This is a genomic window from Sulfitobacter sp. KMM 9851 (genome assembly GCF_057178245.1).
This window is the reverse complement of the sequence record NZ_CM169991.1, coordinates 2,763,376-2,787,017: the sequence shown is the minus strand read 5'-3', so window position 1 is coordinate 2,787,017 and position 23,642 is coordinate 2,763,376. Positions and strand designations below refer to the sequence as shown.

Genomic DNA, 23,642 nt, shown 5'->3' with positions numbered 1-23,642 from the left:
ATAAATGTCACCATATGACAGTAAATATCACCAAGATTGAGCGCGCCCGTCTGTTCCGCACCCGGCTGGTCAGCGCCATGGCAAATGCGGGCAGCACCCAAAGCGGGCTGGCGCGCAGCATCGGGGCGGACCGATCCACCTTGTCGCAGGCCCTGACCGATGATGCCGCCCGCCTGCCCAGCGCCCATGTGGTGGGGGCCTGCGCCGCCGCACTTGGGGTGTCGTCAGATTGGCTTTTGGGGCTGTCGGACCGACCGGAAAGTGCCGCCGACATGCTGTCGAACAGCCTAAAGGTGTCGCAAGCCCCGCGTGCGCTGGTGGATGAACAGATCTTTGACTGGCACCGTGAGGCGGCAGGCTACAAAATCCGCCACGTGCCTGCTGCCCTGCCGGATATGCTGAAAACCGATGCCATGCTGGAATGGGAATATGGGCCGCATCTGGGGCGCACGACGCAGCAGGCGATCAACGCCTCGCGGGACCGGCTGGATTGGATGCGCGGATCGCTGTCGGAATATGAAATTGCCATGCCGATGTTCGAGGTCGACAGTTTTCTGCGCGGCACCGGGTATTATGCCGGGCTGCCCGCGCCGATGCGGCTGGCCCAAACCGACCAATTGATCACCCTGACACGCCAGTTGTACCCCCGCCTGCGGGTCTATTTGTTCGACGCACGACGGCTATATTCCGCGCCGGTCACGATCTTTGGTCCGCTTCTGGCGGTATACTACGCGGGTGGGCACTATATGGCGTTTCGCGACCGCCAGCGGATCGACATGTTCACACAGGATTTCGATGTGTTGATCCGCGAGGCGACGCATACCGCACGTGATTTTCCTGACTACCTCAGCGATCTGCGTGGCGTCATTCGCTAGGTAACTTTCGGATCGGGGTTTTCCGTATGTCCATCCACCGCGATCACCTGTCCCGAGACCCGGCGCGCGCTGTCGGAGGCGAGGAACACCGCCATATCGGCCACATCCCGCGCCTCGACAAAGGTTCGCATGGATGTGCCGCTGGCATAGCCGTCATAAACCTGATCGCGGGTCATGCCCTTGGCTGTGGCTTCTCGCGCCAGCACGCCTTCCATGCGCGGCCCCTCAACCGCGCCGGGGCAGATCGCATTGGCGCGGATGCCAAAGGGCCCCAGCTCCATCGCGAGGGTTTTCATCAGCCCGATCACCGCCCATTTCGCTGCCGCGTAGGGCGCGCGGTTAGGATAGCCATAAATCCCGGCGGTGGATGACGTCAGCACAATCGCGCCACTCTGCGCCGCTTTCATCCGCGGGGCGGCATGTTTCGCCGCCAGAAACGCGCCTTCCAGATTGACGCTGACACAGGCGCGCCAGTCGTCCAGCGCCACATCCTCAACCCGCGCGGTTGGCCCCGCGATCCCGGCATTGGCACAAAGCACATCGATTTGGCCCATTTGCCCGATCACGCCGCGCATCGCATCCTCATCCGCCGCACTTGCCAGATGGCGTTGCCAATGGGCGGGGCAGGCGTCCAGCCTCGCCGCATCCACGTCCGTCACCCAGATGCCATAGCCCGCCGCGTCAAACCCCTCGGCCATGGCGCGCCCAAGGCCAGAGGCACCAGCGGTAATCAGGACCTGCTTCATCTTGGCGCACCGATGGCGCGGCCCAATCCCTCGGGGGCCGGCAGGGTCGCGTGTCCGGCGGCAAAGCGGCTGAGGTTCGCCTCGATCTCCGCACTTGGGGCGCTGGGCTTGCGTGTCTCGAGACTGACGTGCAGCAGGAAATGTTCCCCCGTAGACAAGAGCCGTTCACCTGCACGCATCTCATGCCAGAGGTGCATCTTTTTACCTGCCCCAAGGATCACCCGCGTTGTGATCTCGATCACTGTGCCGGCGTGAACCTCGTCCAGATGGCGGATATGGGTTTCGGCAGTAAAGTAGCTGCCGCCGTTCGAAATATACTCGGCATCGCAGCCGATGATCTCCATGAAACGGTCGGTGGCGTCGGCAAAGGCGTGCAGATAGCGGGCCTCTGTCATGTGGCCGTTATAATCGGTCCAGTCCAACGGCACGGTGCGCCGCGCGGTCAGCGCGGGCTGGGCAGGGTCGATATCCGCGGCCACAGCCCCCAAGGGCGTGCCTGCGCGCATCTGCTGTTCGTGAGTGTTCAGCAGCGCACCCGCCCCCCAATCCTGCGCCTTGAGGCCCCGCATCATGGTCACCAGATTGTTGTCGCGGATACGTTCCAGCTCGCGGATCGAATAGGCCCCCGATTGCACATCGGACTGACCCGCGATCAGGTCGACCAGTTCATCGGTGAACTCCGGCACGTCCATCAGCTTGGTCCAGGGCCAGGACAGGCAGGGGCCGAACTGCGCCATGAAATGCTTCATTCCGGCCTCGCCGCCCGCCACGCGGTAGGTCTCAAATAGGCCCATCTGCGCCCAGCGGATGCCAAAGCCATAGCGAATGGCATTGTCGATTTCCTCGGTCGTGGCGATGCCGTCTTTGACCAGCCACAGCGCCTCGCGCCAGACCGCCTCCAGGAAACGGTCGGCCACATGGGCGTCGATTTCTTTTTTCAGGTGTAGCGGGTACATCCCAAGGCTGCTGAGAATGGCTTTGGCGCGATCGACCTTGGGGCCGTCAATGCCATTGCCCGGCACCAGTTCGACCAGCGGCAACAGATAGACCGGGTTAAACGGATGCGCGACCATGATCTGATCGGGGCGCGCCATGCCGTCTTGCAACTCGGACGGTTTGAACCCCGATGTGGACGACCCGATGATCGCCTCCGCATCGCAGGCCTGCTGGATCGCGCCGAATGTCTTGTGCTTGAGGTCGAGCCGCTCTGGCACGCTTTCCTGAATCCACGTGGCCCCCTGCACCGCTTCCATGATGCTGTCGTGATAGGTGATCGTGCCTTCACCCGGCAGGGCCACATCCGTCAGGCCGGGCAGGGAGCGGCGCGCATTGGCCATGACTTCACCGATCTTGCGCTTGGCCTCTGGGTCGGGGTCATAGACCTGCACGTTCCAGCCGTTCAGCACAAACCGCGCGGCCCAGCCGCCGCCGATGACACCGCCACCGATGACGGCGGCAATCTTGGGGTCTTTTAAGTTGCTCATTGTCTTACCTGTAACTGGCCAAGGTCATAGCCGTTGAAATCCAAAATCTCGCGCGCCGCCGTGATGCGATCCGCGCCGCCGCTGGTGTTGCGGTCGAGTATCCAGCCAAAACGCCCATCGGGCGTACCGACAACGGCGGTGCGGAATCCTTCATCGACCCAGAGCACCCACAGCTTGTGGTCGGCACCGGTTTGCGGGTCCTTGACGGTGTAGCGCCCCGGCCCCTCGACCGTGGCGCGCCAAAGGTGACCGAGGTCTTGGCAATCACCTCCCGCGGGGCAGGTTCGGACTGCGTGCTGAAATACCGGCCCGCCGCGGTCGATCAGCGCCACGGCGCGCAGGCTTTCGTCGCCGGGGTAGGCGGCGCGGACTTGCCACACCCCGGCAAAGCGCGCCGCATCATAGCGGCTGGTTGCGCCGATGAGGGCAGTGGTGTCGCGGTAGACACCTGCGGGCTGCAGTGTCGGTTTGCCGCCGCAGCCGACCAGTGTAAGGGCGGCGAGCAGCAGCACCAGGGCGCCCCGACGCTGGATCGGTGCGTTGCTCACTTTGGCGCCCGTTTCTGCAAACCCAGTTTCTCGCGCACCTGCGCCGGGGTCATCAGCCGGGCGCCCATGTTTTCGATGATGGTGCCCGCACGTTCGACCAGTTGGTAATTCTCGGCCAGCACACCTTTGTCCAGCCACAGATTGTCCTCAAGCCCGACGCGCACGTGGCCACCTGCGAGCACTGAGGCGGCGACATAGGCCATCTGATTGCGCCCCAGGCCAAAGGCCGAGAATGTCCAGTCGTCAGGCACGTTATTGATCATCGCCATAAAGGTATTGAGGTCGTCCGGCGCGCCCCATGGCACCCCCATGCAAAGCTGCACAAGCGCAGGGGCGTCCAGCACACCATCGCTGACCAGTTGTTTTGCATACCACAGATGCCCGGTGTCAAAGGCTTCGATCTCGGGCTTTACGCCGAGGTTGGTCATCATACGGCCCATTGCCGTCAACATGCCCGGTGTGTTGGTCATCACATAATCGGCCTCGGCAAAGTTCATCGTGCCGCAGTCCAGCGTGCAGATTTCGGGCAGGCATTCCGCGACATGCGCGACCCGTTCGGTGGCACCAACCATGTCAGTGCCGTCGATCGGGGGCATCGGGTTTTCAACCCCGCCAAATATGATGTCGCCGCCCATACCTGCGGTCAGATTCAAAACCACGTCCGTGTCGCTGTCGCGGATACGGTCGGTCACTTCGCGGTAGAGTTTCAAATCACGGCTGGGCTTGCCGGTTTCGGGGTCGCGCACGTGGCAATGCACAATTGCCGCCCCTGCCTTGGCCGCCGCGATGGCGCTGTCGGCGATCTGGGCCGGGCTGCGCGGAACGTGGGAACTGCGGTCTTGGGTGGCGCCAGAGCCTGTAACGGCGCAGGTGATGAATACCTCTTTGCTCATGGTCAGCGGCATGGGATGGCTCCTGTCATTGAATTTTGCCGTATCGTGGCGCAGATCTATGCCTATAACTTTGCGTAAAGCGAAGAGGAATTGATGAAATCTGCAAGAATATCTCCGACCCGCACAACATTGTTGGTGTTGGATGGCTGCAACACCCTATCGTTCGCCGCCGCCGTGGACCCGCTGCGCGCAGCCAATCGGCAGGCGGGCAAGACGCTGTTTGACTGGCAGTTCGCCACGCCGCAAGCAGCGGCGGTGCGCCTGACCAGCGGGTTGGAAATACCTGCCGCGCCCATTCATCAGGTGGCCCGCACCGATCTGTTGCTGATCGTGGCGGGTTTTGACCTGGAGCCGCAGACCACGCCTGCGTTGCAGGCCAGTTTGCGACGTTTGGCAGGCCAAGGGGTTACGATTGCGGGGATTGATGGCGGGCCTTGGGTGATGGCGCGGGCCGGGGTGTTGGACGGGCACGAGGCGACGGCGCACTGGGAGGATCTGGAGCGTTTTGCCGCGGAATTCCCGCGCGTGCGGCTGCGCAACAGCCGCTATCAGATCAGCGGCAAGCGGCTGACCTGCGCCGGTGCGGCCCCGGCGATCGAAATGATGTTGCACCTGATCCGCGAGGCCCATGGTGCTGCGCTTGCGGCCAAGGTGGCGGGGGTGTTCATCTATGATCTGGCCACGCCGCCCGATCGCCCGCAAAGCCGTCAGGGGCATATGCGCCATTCCGCCCTGACCGCCCGCGCGCAGGCCTTGATGGAGGGCGCATTGGAAACCCCGTTGCCGATTGCCAGTCTGGCGCGCCGTCTTGGGGTCAGCGCGCGGGCGTTGCAGGCGCAGTTTCAGGCGCGTCTGGGGGTGACACCACAGGGGCATTACCTGACATTGCGTTTGGGCGAAGCGGAGCGGTTGGTGCGCCAGACGCATCTGCCGTTGCAGGAGGTTGCACTGGCGACGGGGTTTGCATCGCAGGCGAGTTTTGCGCGGGCGTTTCGTGCCGCGCATGGGGTCTCGGCGCGGCAGATGCGGCAATCGGGGGGCTAGCCCCCCAAACCCCCCAGGAATATTTTAACCAAAAAGAGAGGGAAGGGGGGAAAGGCGCGCGCGTCGTCAATAGGGCATTGGGTGCGCTTTGTGGGCGGCGTCGATGTCCTTCATGACCTCGTCGCTTAGCGTCAGATCGGCGGCGCCAAGCGCGGTTTCAAGTTGGGCCATGGTTGTGGCGCCAAAGATCACCGAGCCCATGAAGGGACGTGTCGCGCACCAGGCGAGTGCCATCTGCGCGGGGTCCAGCCCATGCTTGCGCGCCACATCGAGGTAGGCGGCGACAGCATCGAAGGCGCGCGGCGTGATGCGTCCGCCCAAATCCTGATTGAGTGACAGGCGCGATCCTTCGGGCACCTTGCCGTTTTGGTATTTGCCGGTCAGCAGGCCCGCGGCCAAGGGCGAAAAGGCCAGCACGTCGATCGCTTCGTTTACGCAGGTTTCGGCCAGATCGGTATCAGCCAGCCGGCACATCAGCGAATATTCGTTCTGCACTGAGATCGGGCGCGGGCCGCCCGTTCGCTCGGCCACAGCGGCCCATTGGGTGAGCCCCCAGGCGCTTTCGTTGCTGAGGCCGAAGGCGCGGATCGTGCCGCGTTTGACCTCGTCCTGCAGCGCACCCATCGCGTCTTCCATATGGGCGATGGTGTCGGCGCGGTTCTGGCCGGAGGGGTCGAAATCCCAGTTCTTTCGAAACATATAGCTGCCGCGGTTGGGCCAGTGGAATTGGTACAGATCGATGTAATCGGTCTTGAGGCGGCGCAGCGACCCTTCTACGGCTTCGCGGATGGTGGCCGAGGAAATCGGGGCACCCTCGCGGGCGTGTTGCATGCCTTCGCCTGAGTGTTTGGTGGCCAGCACCACCTCGTCGCGGCGCATGTCACGCTCAACCCAAAGGCCGATTATGCGTTCTGTGCGGCCCACGGTTTCGGCGCTGATCGGGTTGACGGGGTACATCTCGGCTGTGTCGATGAAGTTGATACCGGCAGCCAGCGCGCGGTCGATCTGATCGTGGCCTTCGTCGACGGTATTCTGCGTGCCCCATGTCATGGAGCCAAGGCAGAGATGCGATACGTCGATATCGCTGCTGCCCAGTTTATTCATCTTCATGTCCGCATCCTCGTATTGGTTCCGGGCAAACTAGCCTTGTGTCGGCGCGCTGCAACCCCCAACCCTAGATACGGTCCGCAGATAGCTGCCGCGCCGCCCGAAACGCGACCGCTGCCCTGCAAAAGTCGGCCTGTGCCGCATTGGTGCTGTTACGGGCGCGCGTTTTGGGTAAATGTGCCGGGATATGCGCCTGCTCATTTCATTCGCCGCCTTGTTTTTGTCTGTCATCTTGTTGCAGCTCTCGACCGGAGGGGTGGGGCCGCTGGATGTTTTGTCGGGGCTGGAGTTGCAGTTTTCGCGACAGGAAATCGGCTTGTTGGGCTCGGCGCATTTCCTTGGCTTTTTCATCGGCTGTTGGTGGGCGCCGCGCCTGATGGGCAGCGTTGGCCACAGCCGCGCCTTTGCCGCCTTTACCGCCGCCGGGGCCATCGGGCTGATGGCGCATATGATGGTGGTGAACCCCTATGCATGGGCGCTGATGCGGGTGGCGTCGGGCCTGTGCGTGGCGGGCTGCTATACCGTGATCGAAGCCTGGTTGCAGGCCAAGGTCACCAACGACACGCGGGGCCGCACCATGGGTGTGTACCGGGTGGTGGACATGTCAGGCTCGCTTGCCGCGCAGATGATCATCGGGGTATTGGCGCCCGCGTCCTATGTTTCGTACAATCTGCTGGCCATCGGATGCTGTGCCGCGCTGTTGCCGCTGACGCTGACCACTGCCACGCAACCGGACACGCCAAGCCATCCGCGCCTGCGCCCGCGTCTGGCGGTGGATCGTTCGCCGCTGGCGGCTGCGGGTGTGGTGGTGGCCGCGATTTCCAGCGCGTCGTTTCGCATGGTCGGCCCGATCTATGGCCAGGAGGTGGGGCTGAGCGCCGGGCAGATCGCCTGGTTTTTGTCGGCCTTTGTGCTGGGCGGCGCGCTGGCGCAATATCCTATGGGCTGGCTGGCAGACAAATACGACCGGCGCTGGGTGCTGATCTGGCTGTCCGTGGCGGCGATGGCGAGCTGTGGCATCACGGTGATGGCGTCGGGGCTGGGCACCTATGGCATCATGCTGACAGCGGCGCTGTTTGGGGCCACGACATTTCCGATCTATTCGGTGGCAGCAGCCCATGCCCATGACTTTGCCAGCGCGGACGAACGGGTGGAGTTGTCCGCCGCCCTGATGTTCTTTTTCGCCGTCGGGGCCATTGGTGCGCCCTATCTTGCCTCTGTTTTGATCGACACCTATGGCGCGGGGGCGCTGTTTGTGATGATCGCGGTAGGGCACGGGGTATTGGTGATCTTTGGCCTGACCCGGATGCGGGCACGTCCGACCAGGACAGAGCGCACAGCCTATGTCGTCGCCCCGCGCACATCCTTCATTGTGGGGCGCTTGTTTGGCCGGGCGCGCGACAGGCGCTGACGCCTTTCGCTGGCACTGAGGTTTTCCATGCGCTAAGGCTGCGACAAGCACTGGGAATAATCATATGACACGTCACCTCATCACATCCGCCATCCCCTATATCAACGGGATCAAACATCTGGGCAATCTGGTGGGCAGCCAACTGCCTGCTGACCTATACGCGCGCTATTTGCGTGGGCGCGGCCATGAGGTGCTGTTTTTATGCGCTACAGATGAGCATGGCACGCCCGCCGAACTGGCCGCTGCCAAGGCGGGCAAGCCGGTGGCAGAATACTGCGCGGAAATGCACGGCGTTCAGGCACGGATCGCAGAGGGCTTTGGCCTGTCGTTTGATCACTTCGGCCGGTCATCCAGCCCGCAGAACCAAAAGCTGACGCAGCATTTTGCTGCTGTGCTGGCCGATGAGGGGCTGATCGAAGAAGTCACGCAAAGCCAGATATATTCGCCCACCGATGGCCGTTTCCTGCCCGATCGCTATGTGGAGGGCACCTGCCCGAACTGCGGTTTCGAGGATGCGCGCGGCGATCAATGCGACAATTGCACCAAGCAGTTGGACCCCGAAGACCTGATCAACCCGCGCAGCACCGTGTCTGGCGCCACCGATCTGGAAATGCGCGAGACCAAGCATCTTTTCCTGCGCCAAAGCAAGATGAAAGACCGGTTAAACGACTGGATCAATACCAAGGCGGACTGGCCGCTGCTGACCACGTCGATCGCCAAGAAATGGCTGAACGATGGTGACGGTTTGCAGGACCGGGGGATTACCCGCGATCTGAACTGGGGTGTGCCGGTCAAGCGGGGTGACGCCGATTGGCCCGGGATGGAGGGCAAGGTTTTCTATGTCTGGTTCGACGCGCCCATCGAATATATCGCCTGCGCGCAGGAATGGGTTGATGCCGGCAAAGGTGCCGACTGGGAGCGCTGGTGGCGCACCGACAAAGGCGCGGATGATGTGCGTTACACGCAGTTCATGGGCAAGGATAACGTGCCGTTCCACACGCTAAGCTTTCCGGCGACGATCATGGGGTCGAACGAGCCTTGGAAGCTGGTCGATTATATTAAATCGTTTAACTACCTCACGTATGATGGTGGGCAGTTTTCCACCTCGCGCGGGCGCGGCGTGTTCATGGATCAGGCGCTGGAAATCCTGCCGGCCGACACATGGCGCTGGTGGCTGCTGAGCCATGCGCCCGAGACATCGGATGCGGAATTTACCTGGGAAAATTTCCAGGCGTCGGTGAATAAGGATCTGGCCGATGTGCTGGGCAACTTTATCAGCCGGATCACCAAATTCTGCCGGTCAAAGTTTGGCGAGGCGGTGCCAGAGGCGGGCGAATACGGTCCGGCGGAGCAGGCGCTGATTGCAGATCTGGGCGAACGTCTGGCGCGGTATCAGACCCATATGGAAGCGATGGAGGTGCGCAAATCCGCGGCCGAATTGCGTGGTATCTGGGCGGCCGGCAACGAATACTTGCAGGCCGAAGCGCCCTGGACCGCGTTCAAGACAGACCCCGACCGCGCAGCGGCGCAGGTGCGCCTGGCGCTGAACCTGATCCCCTTTTATGCGGTATTGTCCGCGCCCTTTATCCCCACGGCGGCGGCATCCATGCTGGCGGCGATGCGGGTGGATGCGATGGACTGGCCGGAAGATGTGCCAGCCGCATTATCGACCCTGGCACCCGGACATGCCTTTGACGTGCCCGAGGTGCTGTTCGCCAAGATCAGCGACGAGGATCGCGAAGATTGGGCCCTGCGCTTTGCGGGCAAGCGCGACTAGGCGCGCCTTGCGGGCCACCAACAGACTTTTATGCCCTGCTGGGCAGAACACCGGAGCGTGCGATGACCCAACCGATTGATGAAAATACCGAATTGGCTGTGGCGAGGGCGACCGGCGGGCGGCGGATTCTGGGGCTCGTGTCGCTGGCGTTGCTGGGGGTCTTGCTGATCTATGTCGCCTTTGTACGGCCCCCGGCGGCGGGCTGGCAGCTTTTCCTGATTGTTGTCGGGGGCGGCACGATCTGGATGGCCGACAAGATGCGCCGTGCCACCGCCGGTGGGATCGTGCTGACGGAAACCGAACTGCGCGACACCGACGGCACGCTGATCGCGCGGATCGACGACATCGAAAGCATGGATCGCGGTTTTTTCGCGTTTAAACCATCCAACGGGTTTTTGCTAAAGACGACCACGCCGGGGCCGCGGGTTTGGCGGCCGGGTATGTGGTGGCGCATGGGGCGGCGGATCGGGGTAGGTGGTATGACGCCGGGTCGGCATACCAAACCGATGTCAGAGATCATCGCGATCAAACTGGCGCAGCGCGACTTCAAGGACGTCTGAGCGCGGGGTGCGACCGATCTGCGCCGCTTAAGCCTGCGTAAATCAGAAACGCTCGGCCCTGAGGACGGACGTATCGGTGACTGAGACCACGCCGATATGACGCTCTACCACCGCAAAGGCCGCGTCGAGCAGCGTGTCCAGGCGTTCGGGTTTGATCAGGCAGATGACCATGACCATTCCCGCCCGGCCAATCTGACCTTCGCGCGTCCACGTCCCGGACCGGCCTGACCCGCCGCGCACCGGAATTATCGTATAGCCTGTCACACCGGCCTTGTTGAGCGCTTCGGTCAGGCGGCCTTCGAGCGGTTTTTCGATCACGATTTCAACGCGCTTTGCAGGGTTCATTTTCATGTCAGCCTCCGATCAGCTGAGTGGCCACTGCCACATAGAGGGGGATGCCTATGGTCAGGTTGAAAGGGAAAGTTACGCCGAGTGACAGCGTGAGGTAAATCGCCGGATTTGCCTCGGGCAGGGCGACGCGCATCGCGGCCGGCACGGCGATATAAGAGGCCGACGCGGCCAGCACCATCAACAGCACCACACCGCCCGCCGACAGCCCGATCATCATGCCCAGGACCAGCCCAAGGACCGATCCGGCCAGCGGCATCACGATGCCGAATGTCACCGCCCCCAACCCAAGAACGCCCTTCGATTGGCGTAATCCGCGCCCGGCCACCAGCCCCATGTCCAGCAAGAACAGGCAAAGGACGCCCTTGAACGGGGCCACAATGAAGGGAGATATTTCAGCCAGTCCCTTTGCACCGGTCATCATGCCGATGACAAAGCTGCCGACCAGCAGCACGATAGAGCCATTCAACATGATCTCCCGCATCAGCCCCGGCTCCATCCGCGCCCCGGTGCCACTGCGTGACACCAACCACAGGGCCGACAGGATCGCCGGGGCCTCCATCGCTGCCGCGACCGCGACCATGTAGCCTTCGGACGGGATCGCCCGCCCCTCAAGGATCGACGTGGCAGCGACAAAGGTCACGATGCTGATCGAGCCGTAGTGCGCCGCCACGGCCGCTGCATCCAGCCGGGAGAAATTGGTGAGTACCTGCAACAGCGCAAAGGCCAACAAGGGCAAGCCGAACGACAAAAGAATCCCTGCGCCAACCGACAGCAGCAGCGCCATATCAATGCCGTGATCCGCAACGGAGGCGCCGCCCTTGAAACCGATGGCAAACAGCAGATAGATCGACATGCCTTTGGCAATCGCTTCGGGGATCGACAGGTCCGAGCGCAGCATCGCGGCACCCAGACCCAAAACAAATGACAAAATGATTGGCGACAAGAGGTTCGTACTGGCAAGCGCCAAGATTTCGGTCATGATCAAGCTCCGCTTTTCGGTAGGGTAGAGAAACGCGTGGCGCTTTCCAAGACGGGGCGTCACCAAAAGGCTTTCTTTCTGCGACCTTGATGGTGCAGGAGCGAATGTCGACCAAAGGGTCATTTTCACCAGCGCCGCGAAAGTTGGCTGTGGTTTGCAAAACGGGCGCAAGCGCCCCCCCCCCGGTGGTACAGATATGCACGGGGCATAGATATGAAAGAACTCCCGAAGTTGCCTTCGAGAGTCCTGTTTTTGTGGTCCCGGTGGCCCCATCCTGTTCCATCGACGGTTTGGATCAGGGGCCGGTTTTGCCTGCTTTGGGCGACAGCGCCTTAGCTGTTGCAATCAACCCAGCAGACGCGCGGTGCATAGCGGGGGCGTGTGAAGATGAAGTTGTGGATGTCACGCTCCTCAAGCCCGGTTTTGAACGGCGGGTCATAGGTGCGCCATGTTTCGACCAGCACCACACGTTCCTTGTCGGGCATCACGGGCAGTTTGGCGTGCCAGCTTTTGACGTCTTCGCTGCTCAGCCCAAGCACCCAGCCCCGGCTTTTCGACCAGTCGGTATAGTATCTGTCCTGTGCGGCGTCATACCAGATCGAGGTGACCCGGATCGCGGTATTGCCGGCGCCGCGGGTCATGAACTCGAACAATTCCTGCGACCCGCGCAGATAGTCATCATTGATCGGAACCGTCTCGCGAGAGATGGCATCACCGATCGTGTAGGTCGCCTGCTGGTTCAGGTTATACATCCTGAAGGCATCGAAGATCGAGAAGGTCGACAGATACGCCCAGAAGATCAGCGGCAGGACGATCATGGTTTCCATTGCAATGGTGCCATCCTCGCGGCGCAGGAAATCGCATCGCTTGAGGGCACCGCCAAGGGCAGTCAGTGTGAAACGTAACATCAGTTCGGCTCCTGTACAAAGGCGGCCATTGAAACCATGCGCGCCTTGCCTGAGCCGTCTTTCTCAAGCGCATAGCCCAGACCAGTTGTCGGGAAGATAGGCTTGAACCGGAAGCAGGCGCGCAGCAGCATCAGTTCGTGTTCCTTGCCCAGAATGAGACCGCGTTCGGCGGTCGCAGGCTGGGACTGGTCGACGCAATCAACCGGCTGGTCAAAGGACGCAAAATTGCGCGGGTCAACCGGGATCATTTCAAGGCGCAGCGCTTCGTCGCATTCCTTGAGGAAACCGGCGTTGTCACAAACCATGTCCTTGATCTGGGCATGGGTCATTGGGGTGTTGGTGTTCAGCCGGATGAAACGGACTGTTGTATCCAGGCCCCGGTCGAGGAACATGTGGCGGATCGAATAGATCCCCATCTCCACCGCCATCATGAAGCAGCCAAACAGCAGCGGCATCATGACAGCGAATTCGACCAGCATGGCAGACCCGTCGTCGTTACGACGAAACCGGCGCCACCCATTGATGAGTGCATGTATCATTGTGTCAGCCTCAGTTGGTTGATCTGGCGGGCAATCGCCTTGAACGCGTCGGAAATCTGCACACCTTCGACCCGGAAGAAATGGCTGGGGGACGAGGCGCAGTTTTTCATTACCGCGGCGCCATGGTCCGTGACCTCAAAGCCGATGGACCAGATAACGATCCCCTTGGCCTTTGCCGCATCGCAGATGTCGTCGAGCATATTGTCACCTTGCGAAGCGGTGTACTTGGTCCACTTCCACTTCCAATGTTCGCTGCTGCGCACATAGTTGTTGAGATACCAGTTCAGCGGATAGTCGCTCCAATGGCGCGCGTGGCTGTCATTGGCGTAGTAGTTGCTGTTGATCCGTTGGGTCGTCACGTTCTCGCCGTCGGTCATCAGGATCACGGTCTTGAGCGTCTCGTTGTCGGTGTAAGACGCCGGGCGCGATTTGAATACTGCATCAACTGCCAGGTTCTCGTTGATGGGACGGAAAGCCGGGTCAAGCATCGCCACGCCCCACTTCATCCCGATATGGATCGAGGTATTGGCCCGCGGCCGGAATTGGTTAATCCGGTTTTTCAACGCGTTGGCGTTTTGCGAAAACGGCTGGATAACCTCGTAGCTCCGCTTGGGGCAACCAGGGTTGCTGATGTTGTCATAGTGCCCGGTATTGTCGCGGCTGTAGCCGTTAAAGGACCAGCCCTCATCGAAATGCTGCATGTGCTCATAACTGGTGGCCTGGCTGATCGCGGCATCATGGAAGTCGCTGTCCTTGAAATCCACGCAATAGGAGTAGCTATGCTTTCGCGTGACATTCAATTGGTTGACGATACCAGATCCGGCATTCACCTGCGCGGTGTAGGGCACGACAGAGATCGAAATCAGATCTTCGTTTTCCGGCTTGAGAACGGTGTCGATGAACACGCCCGCAGCGTCTTGCAGATTGACCATCTTGCTGTTGGCAGCCATCGAGCCCGAAATATCGAGCACCATGGAGATTTCGACCTTGTTCACCTTTTCCTCGGCAACAGATCGGGCGGGCACGTTTAATGTGTCGCGGCCCATGCGTCGCATAAAGATGGTGTCGATCTGGTTCGAGGCGTTTACCGTCACGGTGCGGTAGTTCAGCCCCTCATCGACGGACACGCTTGAGACGTAATCGCCCATGCCCGACTTGACGAAGTAATCGCGCACAACCGCTTCGGGGCTGAGCGTCTGGTCAAGGTCGGCAGCGGCCAGCACGGCGCGGTCAGAGACCGCCTGCAATTTGGCGCGATCCCGTTCGTGGCGCATAAGGTCAACGCCCACGCCACCCAGCATCAGCATCATGAGGATCAAGAAGCAGGCAAAGATTGTTACCATGCCATCTTCGTTGCGGGCGAATGCACTCAGCCTGTCGGCTGGGGTATGGCGCTCTGGCCCGGTTTCGCAAACATCATATGTCATTGTCTTTAACCTTTCATACCTCGGCCTCAATAGACGGACGAAGTGCATTTGACGGACTATGCCTTGACCAACTTGTGACGGTTGAAGATGGCCAAAATGGGGCGGGCGAAGGGCGAAACCGGGCGTTTTACAGCTGTTATTGGCGTTAATGGACCGGCTCTGCCGAGGGTTGTTTCCGCATTGGAGACGATCCGCCACAATTGCCCGCGATTGGGTGAGTCGCAGAACATTACCGCCGTTAACGATTAAAAAAGTCGCACCTTGCAAACATGCGCATTAGGGTCGGCCCGAGTTCACTTGTCGGCAAGTGAGTCGTGTACCAATGTGGTGCGCCCGGCGAGAAAAGGAGACACTGATGAACCCAGCCAACGAGCCAAGTTTTCGCGACAGCGTAGACATCATGTTCAACCGCGCAGTAGCGCTGATGGACTTGCCGCCCGGTCTGGAAGAGAAGATTCGCGTGTGTAACGCCACCTATACGGTGCGCTTTGGCGTACGTCTGCGGGGGCGCATTCACACCTTCACCGGCTATCGGTCAGTGCATTCGGAACATATGGAGCCGGTCAAGGGCGGCATCCGCTATTCCATGGCCGTGACCCAGAATGAGGTCGAGGCGCTGGCGGCGCTGATGACCTATAAATGCGCTCTGGTCGAAGCGCCCTTTGGTGGCTCCAAAGGGGGGCTGTGCATTGATCCGCGCGAGTATGACGAGCATGAGCTGGAGCTGATCACGCGGCGTTTTGCCTATGAGCTGATCAAGCGCGACCTGATCAACCCCAGCCAGAACGTGCCTGCGCCCGACATGGGCACCGGCGAACGCGAGATGGCCTGGATTGCAGACCAGTACAAGCGCATGAACACCACCGACATCAACGGCGTGGCCTGTGTGACAGGCAAGCCGATCAATGCCGGAGGTATTCAAGGCCGGACCGAAGCGACCGGGCGCGGGGTGCAATATGCGCTGCACGCCTTCTTCCGCGATCCTGAGGGCCTTAGGAAAGCAGGGTTGACTGGCCCGCTGGCAGGCAAGCGGGTGATCGTACAGGGGCTGGGCAACGTGGGTTACCACGCGGCCAAGTTTCTGAGCGAAGAGGATGGCTGCAAGATCACGGCCATCATTGAGCGCGACGGTGCGTTGCATAACGAAGACGGTCTCGACGTGGAATCGGTACACCAGTGGATCGCCAAACACGGCACCATCACAGGCTATCCCGATACCCATTGCGAGGCCGATGGGGCCAAGTTGCTGGAAGCGAAATGTGACATCCTGATTCCGGCGGCGCTGGAAGGCGTGATCAACATGAGCAACGCCAAGCGTATCAAGGCACCGCTGATCATCGAGGCAGCCAACGGTCCCGTGACTGCGGGCGCCGACGAGATCCTGCGCAAGGCTGGCTGTGTGATTGTGCCTGACATGTATGCCAACGCGGGCGGTGTGACGGTCTCGTACTTCGAGTGGGTCAAGAACCTGAGCCACATCCGCTTTGGCCGTATGCAGCGCCGCGCTGAGGAATCGCGCCATCAGTTGGTGGTCGATGAACTGGAGCGGTTGAGTGCGGACAAGCAGCTTGGCTGGACGTTGAGCCCCAATTTCAAGGAAAAGTACCTGCGCGGTGCCGGGGAATTGGAGCTGGTACGGTCGGGTCTCGATGACACGATGAGTACGGCGTACGAATCCATGGCGAAGGTCTGGCACGGGCGCGACGATGTCGATGACCTGCGCACGGCGGCCTATCTGGTGTCGATCGAAAAGGTCGCCGCCAGCTACCGCGCCAAGGGTCTTTGATCTGAGCCCATGAGATCGGCGCGCCAGGGCGCGCCGATCCGCGGGGGGCTTTGCCCCCCGCACCCCCCAGGAATATTTTGACCAGAAAGAGGGGGCGTTGATGTTTAGGTTTTTTCGGTTTGTTTGAATAACTGCCCGAAGTCAGGCGGACAGACGCATAGGTGTCGCAGTATGACGAGGCATGATGTTTGATTTGCCTGATGATAACGCACTCTATGATGCGCTGCTGGCACGGGACGCAGGCTTTGACGGCTGTGCCTGGGTCGGGGTGACGTCGACCGGGGTGTTCTGTCGGCTGACCTGCCCGGCCCGCAAGCCAAGGCGCGAGAATTGCCGATTTTACGGCAGTATCGCGGGCTGTCTCGCGGCAGGGTATCGGCCCTGCAAGCGGTGCCACCCTTTGGCCCCGGCGGCTCAGGGCAATCCCATGATCTTGGGGTTGCTGGACGCTTTGCAGCGCGATCCCGCGCACCGCTGGAGCGAGGCCGACATTATCGCGCGCGGGCATGACCCCTCGACCGTTCGGCGGACCTTTAAGAGACAGTATGGTCTGACCTTTCTGGACATGGCGCGTCAGGCACGGCTGCGCACCGGTGCTGCCACCCTGCCATCGGGGGGCCGCGTGATTGATGCGCAACTGGAGGCGGGATACGAGTCTCCGGCAGCGTTTCGGGCGGGTTTTGCACGTTGGCTTGGCCTGCCGCCGGGGCGGTTCGCCACGCGGGGCGCGCTGCTGCGTGCCGATTGGATCGACACAAAGCTGGGCGTGATGATTGCCGTCAGCGACGCCAGCGCCCTGCATTTGCTGGAATTCACCGAGCGTCGGGCCTTGCCCGGCGCGTTGCAGCGGCTGTATGCTGCGGTCAAGGGGCGTCTGGGCTTTGGCAGGTTTGCCCCAACCGATCAGATCGAAGGCGAGTTGGACGCGTTTTTCGCAGGTCGTTCTGCGCAGTTTGAGACAGCGCTCGCCCCGCGCGGGACGCCGTTTACCCAGCAGGTATGGCGCGCGTTGCGCCAGATACCGGCAGGCGAAACGCGCAGCTATTCTGACGTTGCCCGCGCCATCGGCCGCGCCGATGCCACCCGCGCGGTGGCACGGGCAAATGGGGCCAACCCGATTGCCATTGTCATCCCTTGCCATAGGGTGCTGGGCGCGGATGGTGCGTTGACGGGCTATGGCGGTGGGCTTTGGCGCAAGCAGGCGTTGATAGATTTGGAGCGCGGTTATGCCGTGCAGAGCAGGGGTGAAAGATGACACAGCAAGACAAGGCGCAGAACTTTGCGGCATTGCACCAGAAGGGCAGGCCACTGGTGCTATATAATGTCTGGGATGCAGGATCGGCGCGGGCAGTGGCTGGGGCGGGGGCGGCGGCCATTGCCACGGGGTCGTGGTCTGTGGCCGCGGCGCAGGGGTATGAGGACGGGCAGGCATTGCCATTGCCGGCGCTGCTGCGCACGGCGGCCGAGATCGTGCGCGCCGTTGATCTGCCGGTGAGCATTGATTTTGAGGGCGGTTATGCGGTGGACCCGGCGGGTCTGGGCGAGAATACCCGCGCCTTGGTACAAACCGGCGCGATCGGGCTGAATTTCGAGGATCAGGTGGTGGGCGGCAGCGGATTGCACGATCTGGATGTACAGGTGGCCCGGATTGCGGCGATCAGGTCGGCGGCCGACGCCGAGGGCGTGGCGCTGTTTATAAACGCCCGCACCGATCTGTTTCTACAGAGCAAGCCAGAAGACCACGCGCACCATGTCGATGCGGCACTCATGCGCGCGCGCGCCTTTGCCGAGGCGGGGGCGAACGGTGTGTTCGTGCCGGGGCTGGCAGATGCGGGGCTGATCGCGCAGGTTTGTGCGCAGAGCGACCTGCCGGTGAACGTGATGAAGTCGCCCGCAGCACCTGATATTTCAGCGCTGGCGGCTTGCGGCGTGGCGCGGATAAGCCATGGCCCGTTTCCATACCGCGACGCGATGAAGGCGTTGGGCGCTACGGCGGCGTCGCTGCTGGACTAATCCCTGACGCTAACTGCTGCAAAAGAACTTTCCATCATTGATACTTGTGGGCGGAGTTGGTTCAGTGGTCAGGTCTGCTGAGAGGGGTGAGGGATGCGGTTTTCAGGGTTGCGGGTGTTGCGCGAAGGGTTGACCGGCAACAAGGGTTGGGGGCCGCATTGGCGCGATCCCGAACCCAAGGCGGAATATGACGCCGTGATCATCGGCGGCGGCGGGCACGGGTTGTCTACCGCCTATTACCTCGCCAAAAACCACGGCATGACGAACATCGCTGTGCTGGAAAAGGGCTATCTGGGTGGCGGAAACGTAGGGCGCAACACCACGATTGTGCGGGCAAACTACATTCTTCCGGGCAATTCAGAGTTCTACAGTCATTCGCTGAAGCTGTGGGAAGGTCTGGAAGATGACCTGAACTATAATGTGATGCATTCGCAGCGCGGGTTGATCAACCTGTTCCATTCCGATGGCCAACGCGATGCCTTTGCCCGGCGCGGCAATGCGATGATCAATCAGGGCGACGATGCCGAATTGCTGGACCGGGAGGGCGTGCGCAAGTATCTGCCCTATCTCGATTTCGACAACACGCGCTTTCCAATCTACGGCGGTCTGCTGCACAAGCGCGGCGGCACGGCGCGCCATGATGCGGTGGCATGGGGCTATGCCCGCGGAGCTGATCAGCGTGGGGTTGATCTGATCCAGCAGTGTGAGGTTACGGGCATCGACATCGAAAACGGGCAGGTGCGCGGTGTGCAGACCACACGCGGTGCGATCCGGGCCAAGAAGGTGGGTATCGTGGTCGCGGGCCGCTCGGGGCAGGTGGCGGCGATGGCCGGGATGCGTCTGCCGATTGAAAGTCATGTCTTGCAGGCTTTCGTGACTGAGGGGTTAAAGCCCGTGATCGACCATGTGGTCAGTTTCGGCATGGGCCATTTCTACATCAGCCAGTCAGACAAGGGCGGTTTGGTTTTTGGCGGCGATCTGGATTTCTATGCCTCCTATGCGCAGCGCGGTAACATGCCGATGATGGAACATGTGATGGAGGCGGGCATGACCCTGATGCCGATGATCGGCAAGGCCAAGGTGCTGCGATCCTGGGGCGGGATCATGGACATGACACCCGACGGCAGCCCAATCATCGACAAGACAGATACCAAGGGTTTGTTCATCGACTGCGGCTGGTGTTACGGCGGCTTCAAGGCGGTGCCGGGGTCCGGGTTCAGCTTTGCGCATCTGATGGCAACGGAGACCCATCACGAACCTGCGGCCAAGTTCCGTCTGGACCGGTTTCGCACCGGGTATGGGCTGATGGATGAAGAGGCCACCGGGTCTCAGCACAACCTACATTGAGGGTGGCGATGCTGGACACGCGTTTATTTGGCAAGGTGAAACAGGGGGTTTCGGCCTTTTTGGGGGTGTGCAATGCGCATTGACTGTCCGATCTGTGGATCGCGTGACCGGCGCGAGTTTTACTATCAGGGCGCGGCGGTGGCGCTGGCACGGCCTGATGCCGATGCCGGGGATGGCCCGTGGGAAGACTATGTGCACCTGCGCGACAACCCGGCGGGAGAAACGCGGGACCTGTGGCATCACGAGGGCGGCTGTGGCGCCTGGCTTGTGGTGACGCGCAACACAGTCAGCCACGATGTCGTTAGCGTCGAATTGGCCGCAGATGTGAAAAGGGCGATGGCATGAGGGTCGCAGGCAAGGGTCTGATCGACCGCAGTGCGCCGGTCAGCTTTCGGTTCGACGGACATTCGTTTAGCGGTTTTGCGGGGGACACCGTGGCCTCAGCACTGCTTGCCAACGAGGTGAAACTGATGGGGCGCTCGTTCAAGTATCACCGCCCGCGCGGTGTGTTGAGCGCGGGCAGCGAAGAACCCAATGCGCTGGTCACAACCGGCACCGGGGCAAGTGCCGAGCCAAACGTGCGCGCTACCATGCAAGAGGTCTACGACGGGTTGCACGTGCGCAGCCAGAACGCCTGGCCCAGCCTTGGCTTTGACGTGATGGCGGTGAACGATCTGGCGGCACCGTTTTTGGGGGCGGGATTTTATTACAAGACCTTCATGTGGCCCAGAAAGTTCTGGGAGACGGTCTATGAGCCGATCATCCGCCGTGCGGCGGGGCTCGGGGCGCTCAGCGGGCATGCGAACGCGGATGTCTACGAAAAGGCCTATGCCTATTGTGATCTACTGGTGATCGGGGCCGGGCCTACGGGGCTGATGGCGGCGCTGACGGCAGCGCGGGCCGGGGCCGATGTGATCCTCGCGGATGAGGATGCGCTGATGGGCGGACGGCTGAACGCCGAAAGCGGCAGCATCGGGCATCAGCCCGGCCATGCCTGGGCGGCAGGTGTCGTGGCGGAGCTGGCGGCGATGGACAACGTGCGCCTGATGCCGCGCACCACGGTAACCGGGGCCTATGATGGCGGCATGTTTGGCGCGTTGGAACGGGTGAACCAGCATCGCGCGCGGCGCGGCGGCGGCGCCCCGCTGGAGTGTTTTTGGCGCATCGCCGCAAGGCAATCGGTGCTCGCGGCAGGGGCAGTTGAGCGGCCGGTGGCGTTTCAGAACAACGACCGCCCCGGCATCATGACAGCCGGTGCCGTGCGGGCCTATTTGAACCGCTGGGGGGTAAGCCCCGGCAAACAGATCACCGTATTTGGCAACAACGATGACGCCCACCGCACGGCGCGTGATCTGATGGCGGCGGGCGTACATGTGACGGCGCTGATCGACAGCCGCGCGGGCGTGACGTTTGAGGGGGCGGAATTCCCCGTCTATTCGGGCGCGCAGGTGTGCAACTCCGCCGGACGCAAGGAACTTGAGGCGATCACCATTCGGACCTCCAGCGGTGAACATGCCATCCAGACCGACTGTCTGGCGATGTCGGGCGGCTGGAATCCGTCGGTACATCTGACCTGCCATATGAACGCGCGGCCCAGTTGGAACCCCGACATTCAGGCCTTCGTGCCAACGCCCGGCGCTGTGCCTAACATGATCGCTGCGGGTGCCTGTAACGGTGCCTTTTCGACCCACGGATGCCTTGCCGCCGGGGTAGAGGCCGCGACGCAGGCATTGCAGGTGCTGGGGCGCAAGGCGGTGGCGGTCGATCTGCCGCAGGCCGAGGATACGCCCTATGCCCTGTCACCCCTTTGGGCGGTGGCGGGCAAGGGGCGTGCCTGGCTCGATTTCCAAAACGATGTCTGCGTCAAGGATGTGAAACAAGCGGCGGTGGAGAACTTTCGCTCGGTCGAGCACATGAAGCGTTATACCACGCAAGGGATGGCCACGGATCAGGGCAAGACCTCGAACATCGGGGCTCTGGCGGTTCTGGCCGATGCCACCGGGCGCGGCATTCCCGAAACTGGCACGACCACCTTTCGCCCACCCTATTCGCCTATTGCCATTGCAGCGATGGGGGCGGGGGCGCAGGGCAAGGGCTTTGCGCCCGAGCGGTTTACCACCAGCCATGCGGCCAGCCTTGCCATGAACGCCCCGATGATCGAGGCGGGACTGTGGTATCGCCCCAGTTATTTCCCGCGTGGCAATGAAAAGACATGGCGGCAGTCTTGTGACCGCGAGGTTGGCTATGTGCGCCGCACCGTGGGTGTCTGCGATGTGTCCACACTGGGCAAGATCGACATTCAAGGGCCGGATGCGGCCAAGCTGCTGGATTTTGTCTATACCAACGCGTTCAGCACACTGATGGTCGGACGCGTGCGCTATGGTCTGATGCTGCGCGAGGACGGGCATGTGATGGACGACGGCACCTGCGCGCGGCTGGCCGAACAGCATTACCTGATGACCACAACCACCGCCGCTGCTGGTGCGGTGATGCGACATCTGGAGTTTGTGACGCAATGTCTGCACCCCGAATGGAAGGTCCGCTTTACCTCGGTCACCGAACACTGGGCGCAGTTCGCGGTGGCGGGGCCGCAGGCGCGTGATCTGATCAACGGGCTGCTGGATCAAAAGATCGACAACGAAAGCTGGCCCTTTATGGCCTGTGGGGATGTGACGGTGATGGGGGTAAAGGGGCGGTTGTTCCGCATCTCCTTCTCGGGGGAACATGCCTATGAAATTGCCGTGCCTGCACGTTTCGGCGCGCATCTGTTCGAGGTTTTGGTGGGCCGGGCCGACGCCATGGGCGGCGGTGCTTATGGCATGGAGGCGCTGAATGTGCTGCGCATCGAAAAGGGCCATATCACCCATTCCGAAATCCACGGCCGCACCACGGCGTTTGACATTGGCATGGGGCGGATGGTGTCGGACAAGAAAGATTGCATCGGCAAAACGATGTCTGAGCGGCCCGGCCTGATGGACCCCGAGCGCGAGCGGCTGGTCGGGCTGAAACCTGTGGGCGCGGTCAAACTGCTTAGCGCTGGGGCGCATCTGTTTGATGCCGGCGCCGAGGCGGTGCGCGAGAATAATCAGGGCTATGTTACGTCGGTCGGGTTCTCGCCCGATGTGGGAACCTATATCGGGCTGGGCTTTGTCCAGCGCGGCCCGGCGCGATATGGCGAGGTGATGCGCATGGTCGATCATCTGCGCAGGCTTGAGGCCGAGGTCGAGATTTGCCCGCCTGTCTTTGTTGATCCCGAAGGAGGGCGCACACGTGGCTGACTTACTCGCTAAATTCCCCGCGAATGATCTGTTGCCGCTGCGCATCGGCAAGGCAGCGCTTGAGGCGGTTGATCCCGGCACGCTGACGTCGCTGTCACCTTTTGGCGATGAAGCGGCCCTGTCTGACGCGCTGCAATCCGCGCAGGGTGTGGCGCTGCCCAAACCGGGGCGCAGCACGGCCAAGGACGGCACCCGCTGCATCTGGTTTGGCCGCGACGAGGCACTGTTGATCGGGCCGCAGCCCGCGGCTGCTCTGGCTGATCATGGGGCGGTGGTCGATGTTTCTGACGGCTGGGCCGCCGTCAGCCTGAGCGGGGCAGCATCGGTCGATGTGCTGGCGCGGCTGGTGCCGCTGGACCTGCGCCCGGCGACGTTCAAGACTGGCCAAACCGCGCGCTGTCAGGTGCAACATATGGCGGCCTCGATCACGCGCACTGGGGCGGATGCGTTCCTCATCCTAGTGTTCCGGTCGATGATTGGCAGTTTGGTGCATGATGTGAAACAGGCTATGGCAGCGGTCGCATCGCGCGGCTAGATTGCTGCGGGGGCCCGAATCCTCGTGTGTATTG

General features: G+C 61.7%; 22 protein-coding genes. 12 read left to right on the top strand and 10 right to left on the bottom strand.

Annotation, left to right across the window (positions count from 1 at the left end):
* Positions 1-14 precede the first annotated feature (14 nt).
* Entirely contained in the window at positions 15-875 is an 861-nt protein-coding gene (locus AC1965_RS13770; protein WP_483884423.1) for a helix-turn-helix domain-containing protein, read from the top strand.
* Here the strand turns inward: AC1965_RS13770 and AC1965_RS13765 are convergent.
* Genes AC1965_RS13765 through bcoG form a run of 4 tightly spaced genes read right to left on the bottom strand, consistent with a single transcriptional unit; the run spans position 872 to position 4,558 of the window.
* The gene (locus tag AC1965_RS13765; RefSeq protein ID WP_483884422.1) at positions 872-1,621 is read right to left on the bottom strand and encodes an SDR family oxidoreductase; all 750 of its coding nucleotides are present in this window, start codon (positions 1,619-1,621) and stop codon (positions 872-874) included. The genes AC1965_RS13770 and AC1965_RS13765 overlap by 4 nt on opposite strands.
* Positions 1,618-3,105, bottom strand: coding sequence for a carnitine 3-dehydrogenase (locus tag AC1965_RS13760; RefSeq protein WP_483884421.1), 1,488 nt, complete (start codon positions 3,103-3,105; stop codon positions 1,618-1,620). The genes AC1965_RS13765 and AC1965_RS13760 overlap by 4 nt, the downstream gene beginning before the upstream one ends.
* Positions 3,102-3,653, bottom strand: a complete 552-nt coding sequence (locus tag AC1965_RS13755; RefSeq protein ID WP_483884420.1) for a lipocalin family protein — start codon at positions 3,651-3,653, stop codon at positions 3,102-3,104. The genes AC1965_RS13760 and AC1965_RS13755 overlap by 4 nt, the downstream gene beginning before the upstream one ends.
* Complete coding sequence (gene bcoG, locus AC1965_RS13750) at positions 3,650-4,558, bottom strand: 3-dehydrocarnitine:acetyl-CoA trimethylamine transferase BcoG (protein WP_483884419.1); 909 nt, start codon at positions 4,556-4,558, stop codon at positions 3,650-3,652. The genes AC1965_RS13755 and bcoG overlap by 4 nt, the downstream gene beginning before the upstream one ends.
* A gap of 81 nt (positions 4,559-4,639) precedes the next feature.
* Here bcoG and AC1965_RS13745 point away from each other — a divergent pair, with 81 nt between their 5' ends.
* Positions 4,640-5,590 (top strand): GlxA family transcriptional regulator, encoded by a 951-nt coding sequence (locus AC1965_RS13745; RefSeq protein ID WP_483884418.1) that lies wholly within the window; start codon positions 4,640-4,642, stop codon positions 5,588-5,590.
* Positions 5,591-5,656: 66 nt separating this feature from the next.
* Here the strand turns inward: AC1965_RS13745 and AC1965_RS13740 are convergent, their stop codons facing one another.
* Entirely contained in the window at positions 5,657-6,700 is a 1,044-nt protein-coding gene (locus AC1965_RS13740; protein ID WP_483884417.1) for an aldo/keto reductase, read from the bottom strand.
* A gap of 184 nt (positions 6,701-6,884) precedes the next feature.
* Between AC1965_RS13740 and AC1965_RS13735 the strand changes: the two genes are divergently transcribed.
* The 3 genes from AC1965_RS13735 to AC1965_RS13725 all read left to right on the top strand — a co-directional run bounded on the left by AC1965_RS13735 (position 6,885) and on the right by AC1965_RS13725 (position 10,445).
* A complete protein-coding gene (locus AC1965_RS13735) occupies positions 6,885-8,108 on the top strand; it encodes an MFS transporter (RefSeq protein WP_483884416.1) in 1,224 nt (407 codons plus the stop codon).
* Positions 8,109-8,172: 64 nt separating this feature from the next.
* Positions 8,173-9,885: a methionine--tRNA ligase gene (metG, locus tag AC1965_RS13730; RefSeq protein ID WP_483884415.1), complete on the top strand. Its 1,713-nt coding sequence runs from the start codon at positions 8,173-8,175 to the stop codon at positions 9,883-9,885.
* A 62-nt stretch (positions 9,886-9,947) separates the two neighbouring features.
* Positions 9,948-10,445 (top strand): hypothetical protein, encoded by a 498-nt coding sequence (locus AC1965_RS13725; RefSeq protein WP_483884414.1) that lies wholly within the window; start codon positions 9,948-9,950, stop codon positions 10,443-10,445.
* A gap of 42 nt (positions 10,446-10,487) precedes the next feature.
* On the opposite strand, the gene AC1965_RS13720 is transcribed toward AC1965_RS13725, so the two are convergent.
* From AC1965_RS13720 to AC1965_RS13700, 5 genes are all read right to left on the bottom strand, one after another.
* Entirely contained in the window at positions 10,488-10,796 is a 309-nt protein-coding gene (locus AC1965_RS13720) for a P-II family nitrogen regulator (protein ID WP_483884413.1), read from the bottom strand.
* Position 10,797: 1 nt separating this feature from the next.
* Positions 10,798-11,775, bottom strand: a complete 978-nt coding sequence (locus AC1965_RS13715) for a sodium-dependent bicarbonate transport family permease (RefSeq protein WP_483884412.1) — start codon at positions 11,773-11,775, stop codon at positions 10,798-10,800.
* Positions 11,776-12,107: 332 nt separating this feature from the next.
* Positions 12,108-12,683 carry a TadE/TadG family type IV pilus assembly protein gene (locus tag AC1965_RS13710; RefSeq protein ID WP_483884411.1) on the bottom strand — a complete coding sequence of 192 codons (576 nt, stop codon included), beginning with the start codon at positions 12,681-12,683 and terminating at the stop codon, positions 12,108-12,110.
* On the bottom strand, positions 12,683-13,222 hold the full coding sequence (locus tag AC1965_RS13705) for a TadE/TadG family type IV pilus assembly protein (protein WP_483884410.1): 540 nt from the start codon (positions 13,220-13,222) through the stop codon (positions 12,683-12,685). Before AC1965_RS13705 ends, AC1965_RS13710 begins: the two co-directional genes overlap by 1 nt.
* Positions 13,219-14,649: a TadE/TadG family type IV pilus assembly protein gene (locus AC1965_RS13700; protein ID WP_483884409.1), complete on the bottom strand. Its 1,431-nt coding sequence runs from the start codon at positions 14,647-14,649 to the stop codon at positions 13,219-13,221. The genes AC1965_RS13705 and AC1965_RS13700 overlap by 4 nt, the downstream gene beginning before the upstream one ends.
* Before the next feature lie 355 nt (positions 14,650-15,004).
* On the opposite strand from AC1965_RS13700, the gene AC1965_RS13695 reads away from it, so the two are divergent.
* The 7 genes from AC1965_RS13695 to AC1965_RS13665 all read left to right on the top strand — a co-directional run bounded on the left by AC1965_RS13695 (position 15,005) and on the right by AC1965_RS13665 (position 23,608).
* The gene (locus AC1965_RS13695) at positions 15,005-16,435 is read left to right on the top strand and encodes a Glu/Leu/Phe/Val family dehydrogenase (protein ID WP_483884408.1); all 1,431 of its coding nucleotides are present in this window, start codon (positions 15,005-15,007) and stop codon (positions 16,433-16,435) included.
* Positions 16,436-16,616: 181 nt separating this feature from the next.
* Positions 16,617-17,690, top strand: a complete 1,074-nt coding sequence (locus AC1965_RS13690) for a bifunctional transcriptional activator/DNA repair enzyme AdaA (RefSeq protein ID WP_483884407.1) — start codon at positions 16,617-16,619, stop codon at positions 17,688-17,690.
* Positions 17,687-18,448: an isocitrate lyase/PEP mutase family protein gene (locus tag AC1965_RS13685; RefSeq protein ID WP_483884406.1), complete on the top strand. Its 762-nt coding sequence runs from the start codon at positions 17,687-17,689 to the stop codon at positions 18,446-18,448. The genes AC1965_RS13690 and AC1965_RS13685 overlap by 4 nt, the downstream gene beginning before the upstream one ends.
* A 93-nt stretch (positions 18,449-18,541) precedes the next feature.
* Positions 18,542-19,795 (top strand): sarcosine oxidase subunit beta family protein, encoded by a 1,254-nt coding sequence (locus tag AC1965_RS13680; RefSeq protein ID WP_483884405.1) that lies wholly within the window; start codon positions 18,542-18,544, stop codon positions 19,793-19,795.
* A gap of 72 nt (positions 19,796-19,867) precedes the next feature.
* Positions 19,868-20,140 carry a sarcosine oxidase subunit delta gene (locus tag AC1965_RS13675; protein ID WP_483884404.1) on the top strand — a complete coding sequence of 91 codons (273 nt, stop codon included), beginning with the start codon at positions 19,868-19,870 and terminating at the stop codon, positions 20,138-20,140.
* Entirely contained in the window at positions 20,137-23,073 is a 2,937-nt protein-coding gene (locus tag AC1965_RS13670; RefSeq protein WP_483884403.1) for a sarcosine oxidase subunit alpha family protein, read from the top strand. The genes AC1965_RS13675 and AC1965_RS13670 overlap by 4 nt, the downstream gene beginning before the upstream one ends.
* On the top strand, positions 23,066-23,608 hold the full coding sequence (locus AC1965_RS13665; protein ID WP_483884402.1) for a sarcosine oxidase subunit gamma: 543 nt from the start codon (positions 23,066-23,068) through the stop codon (positions 23,606-23,608). Before AC1965_RS13670 ends, AC1965_RS13665 begins: the two co-directional genes overlap by 8 nt.
* Positions 23,609-23,642 lie beyond the last annotated feature (34 nt).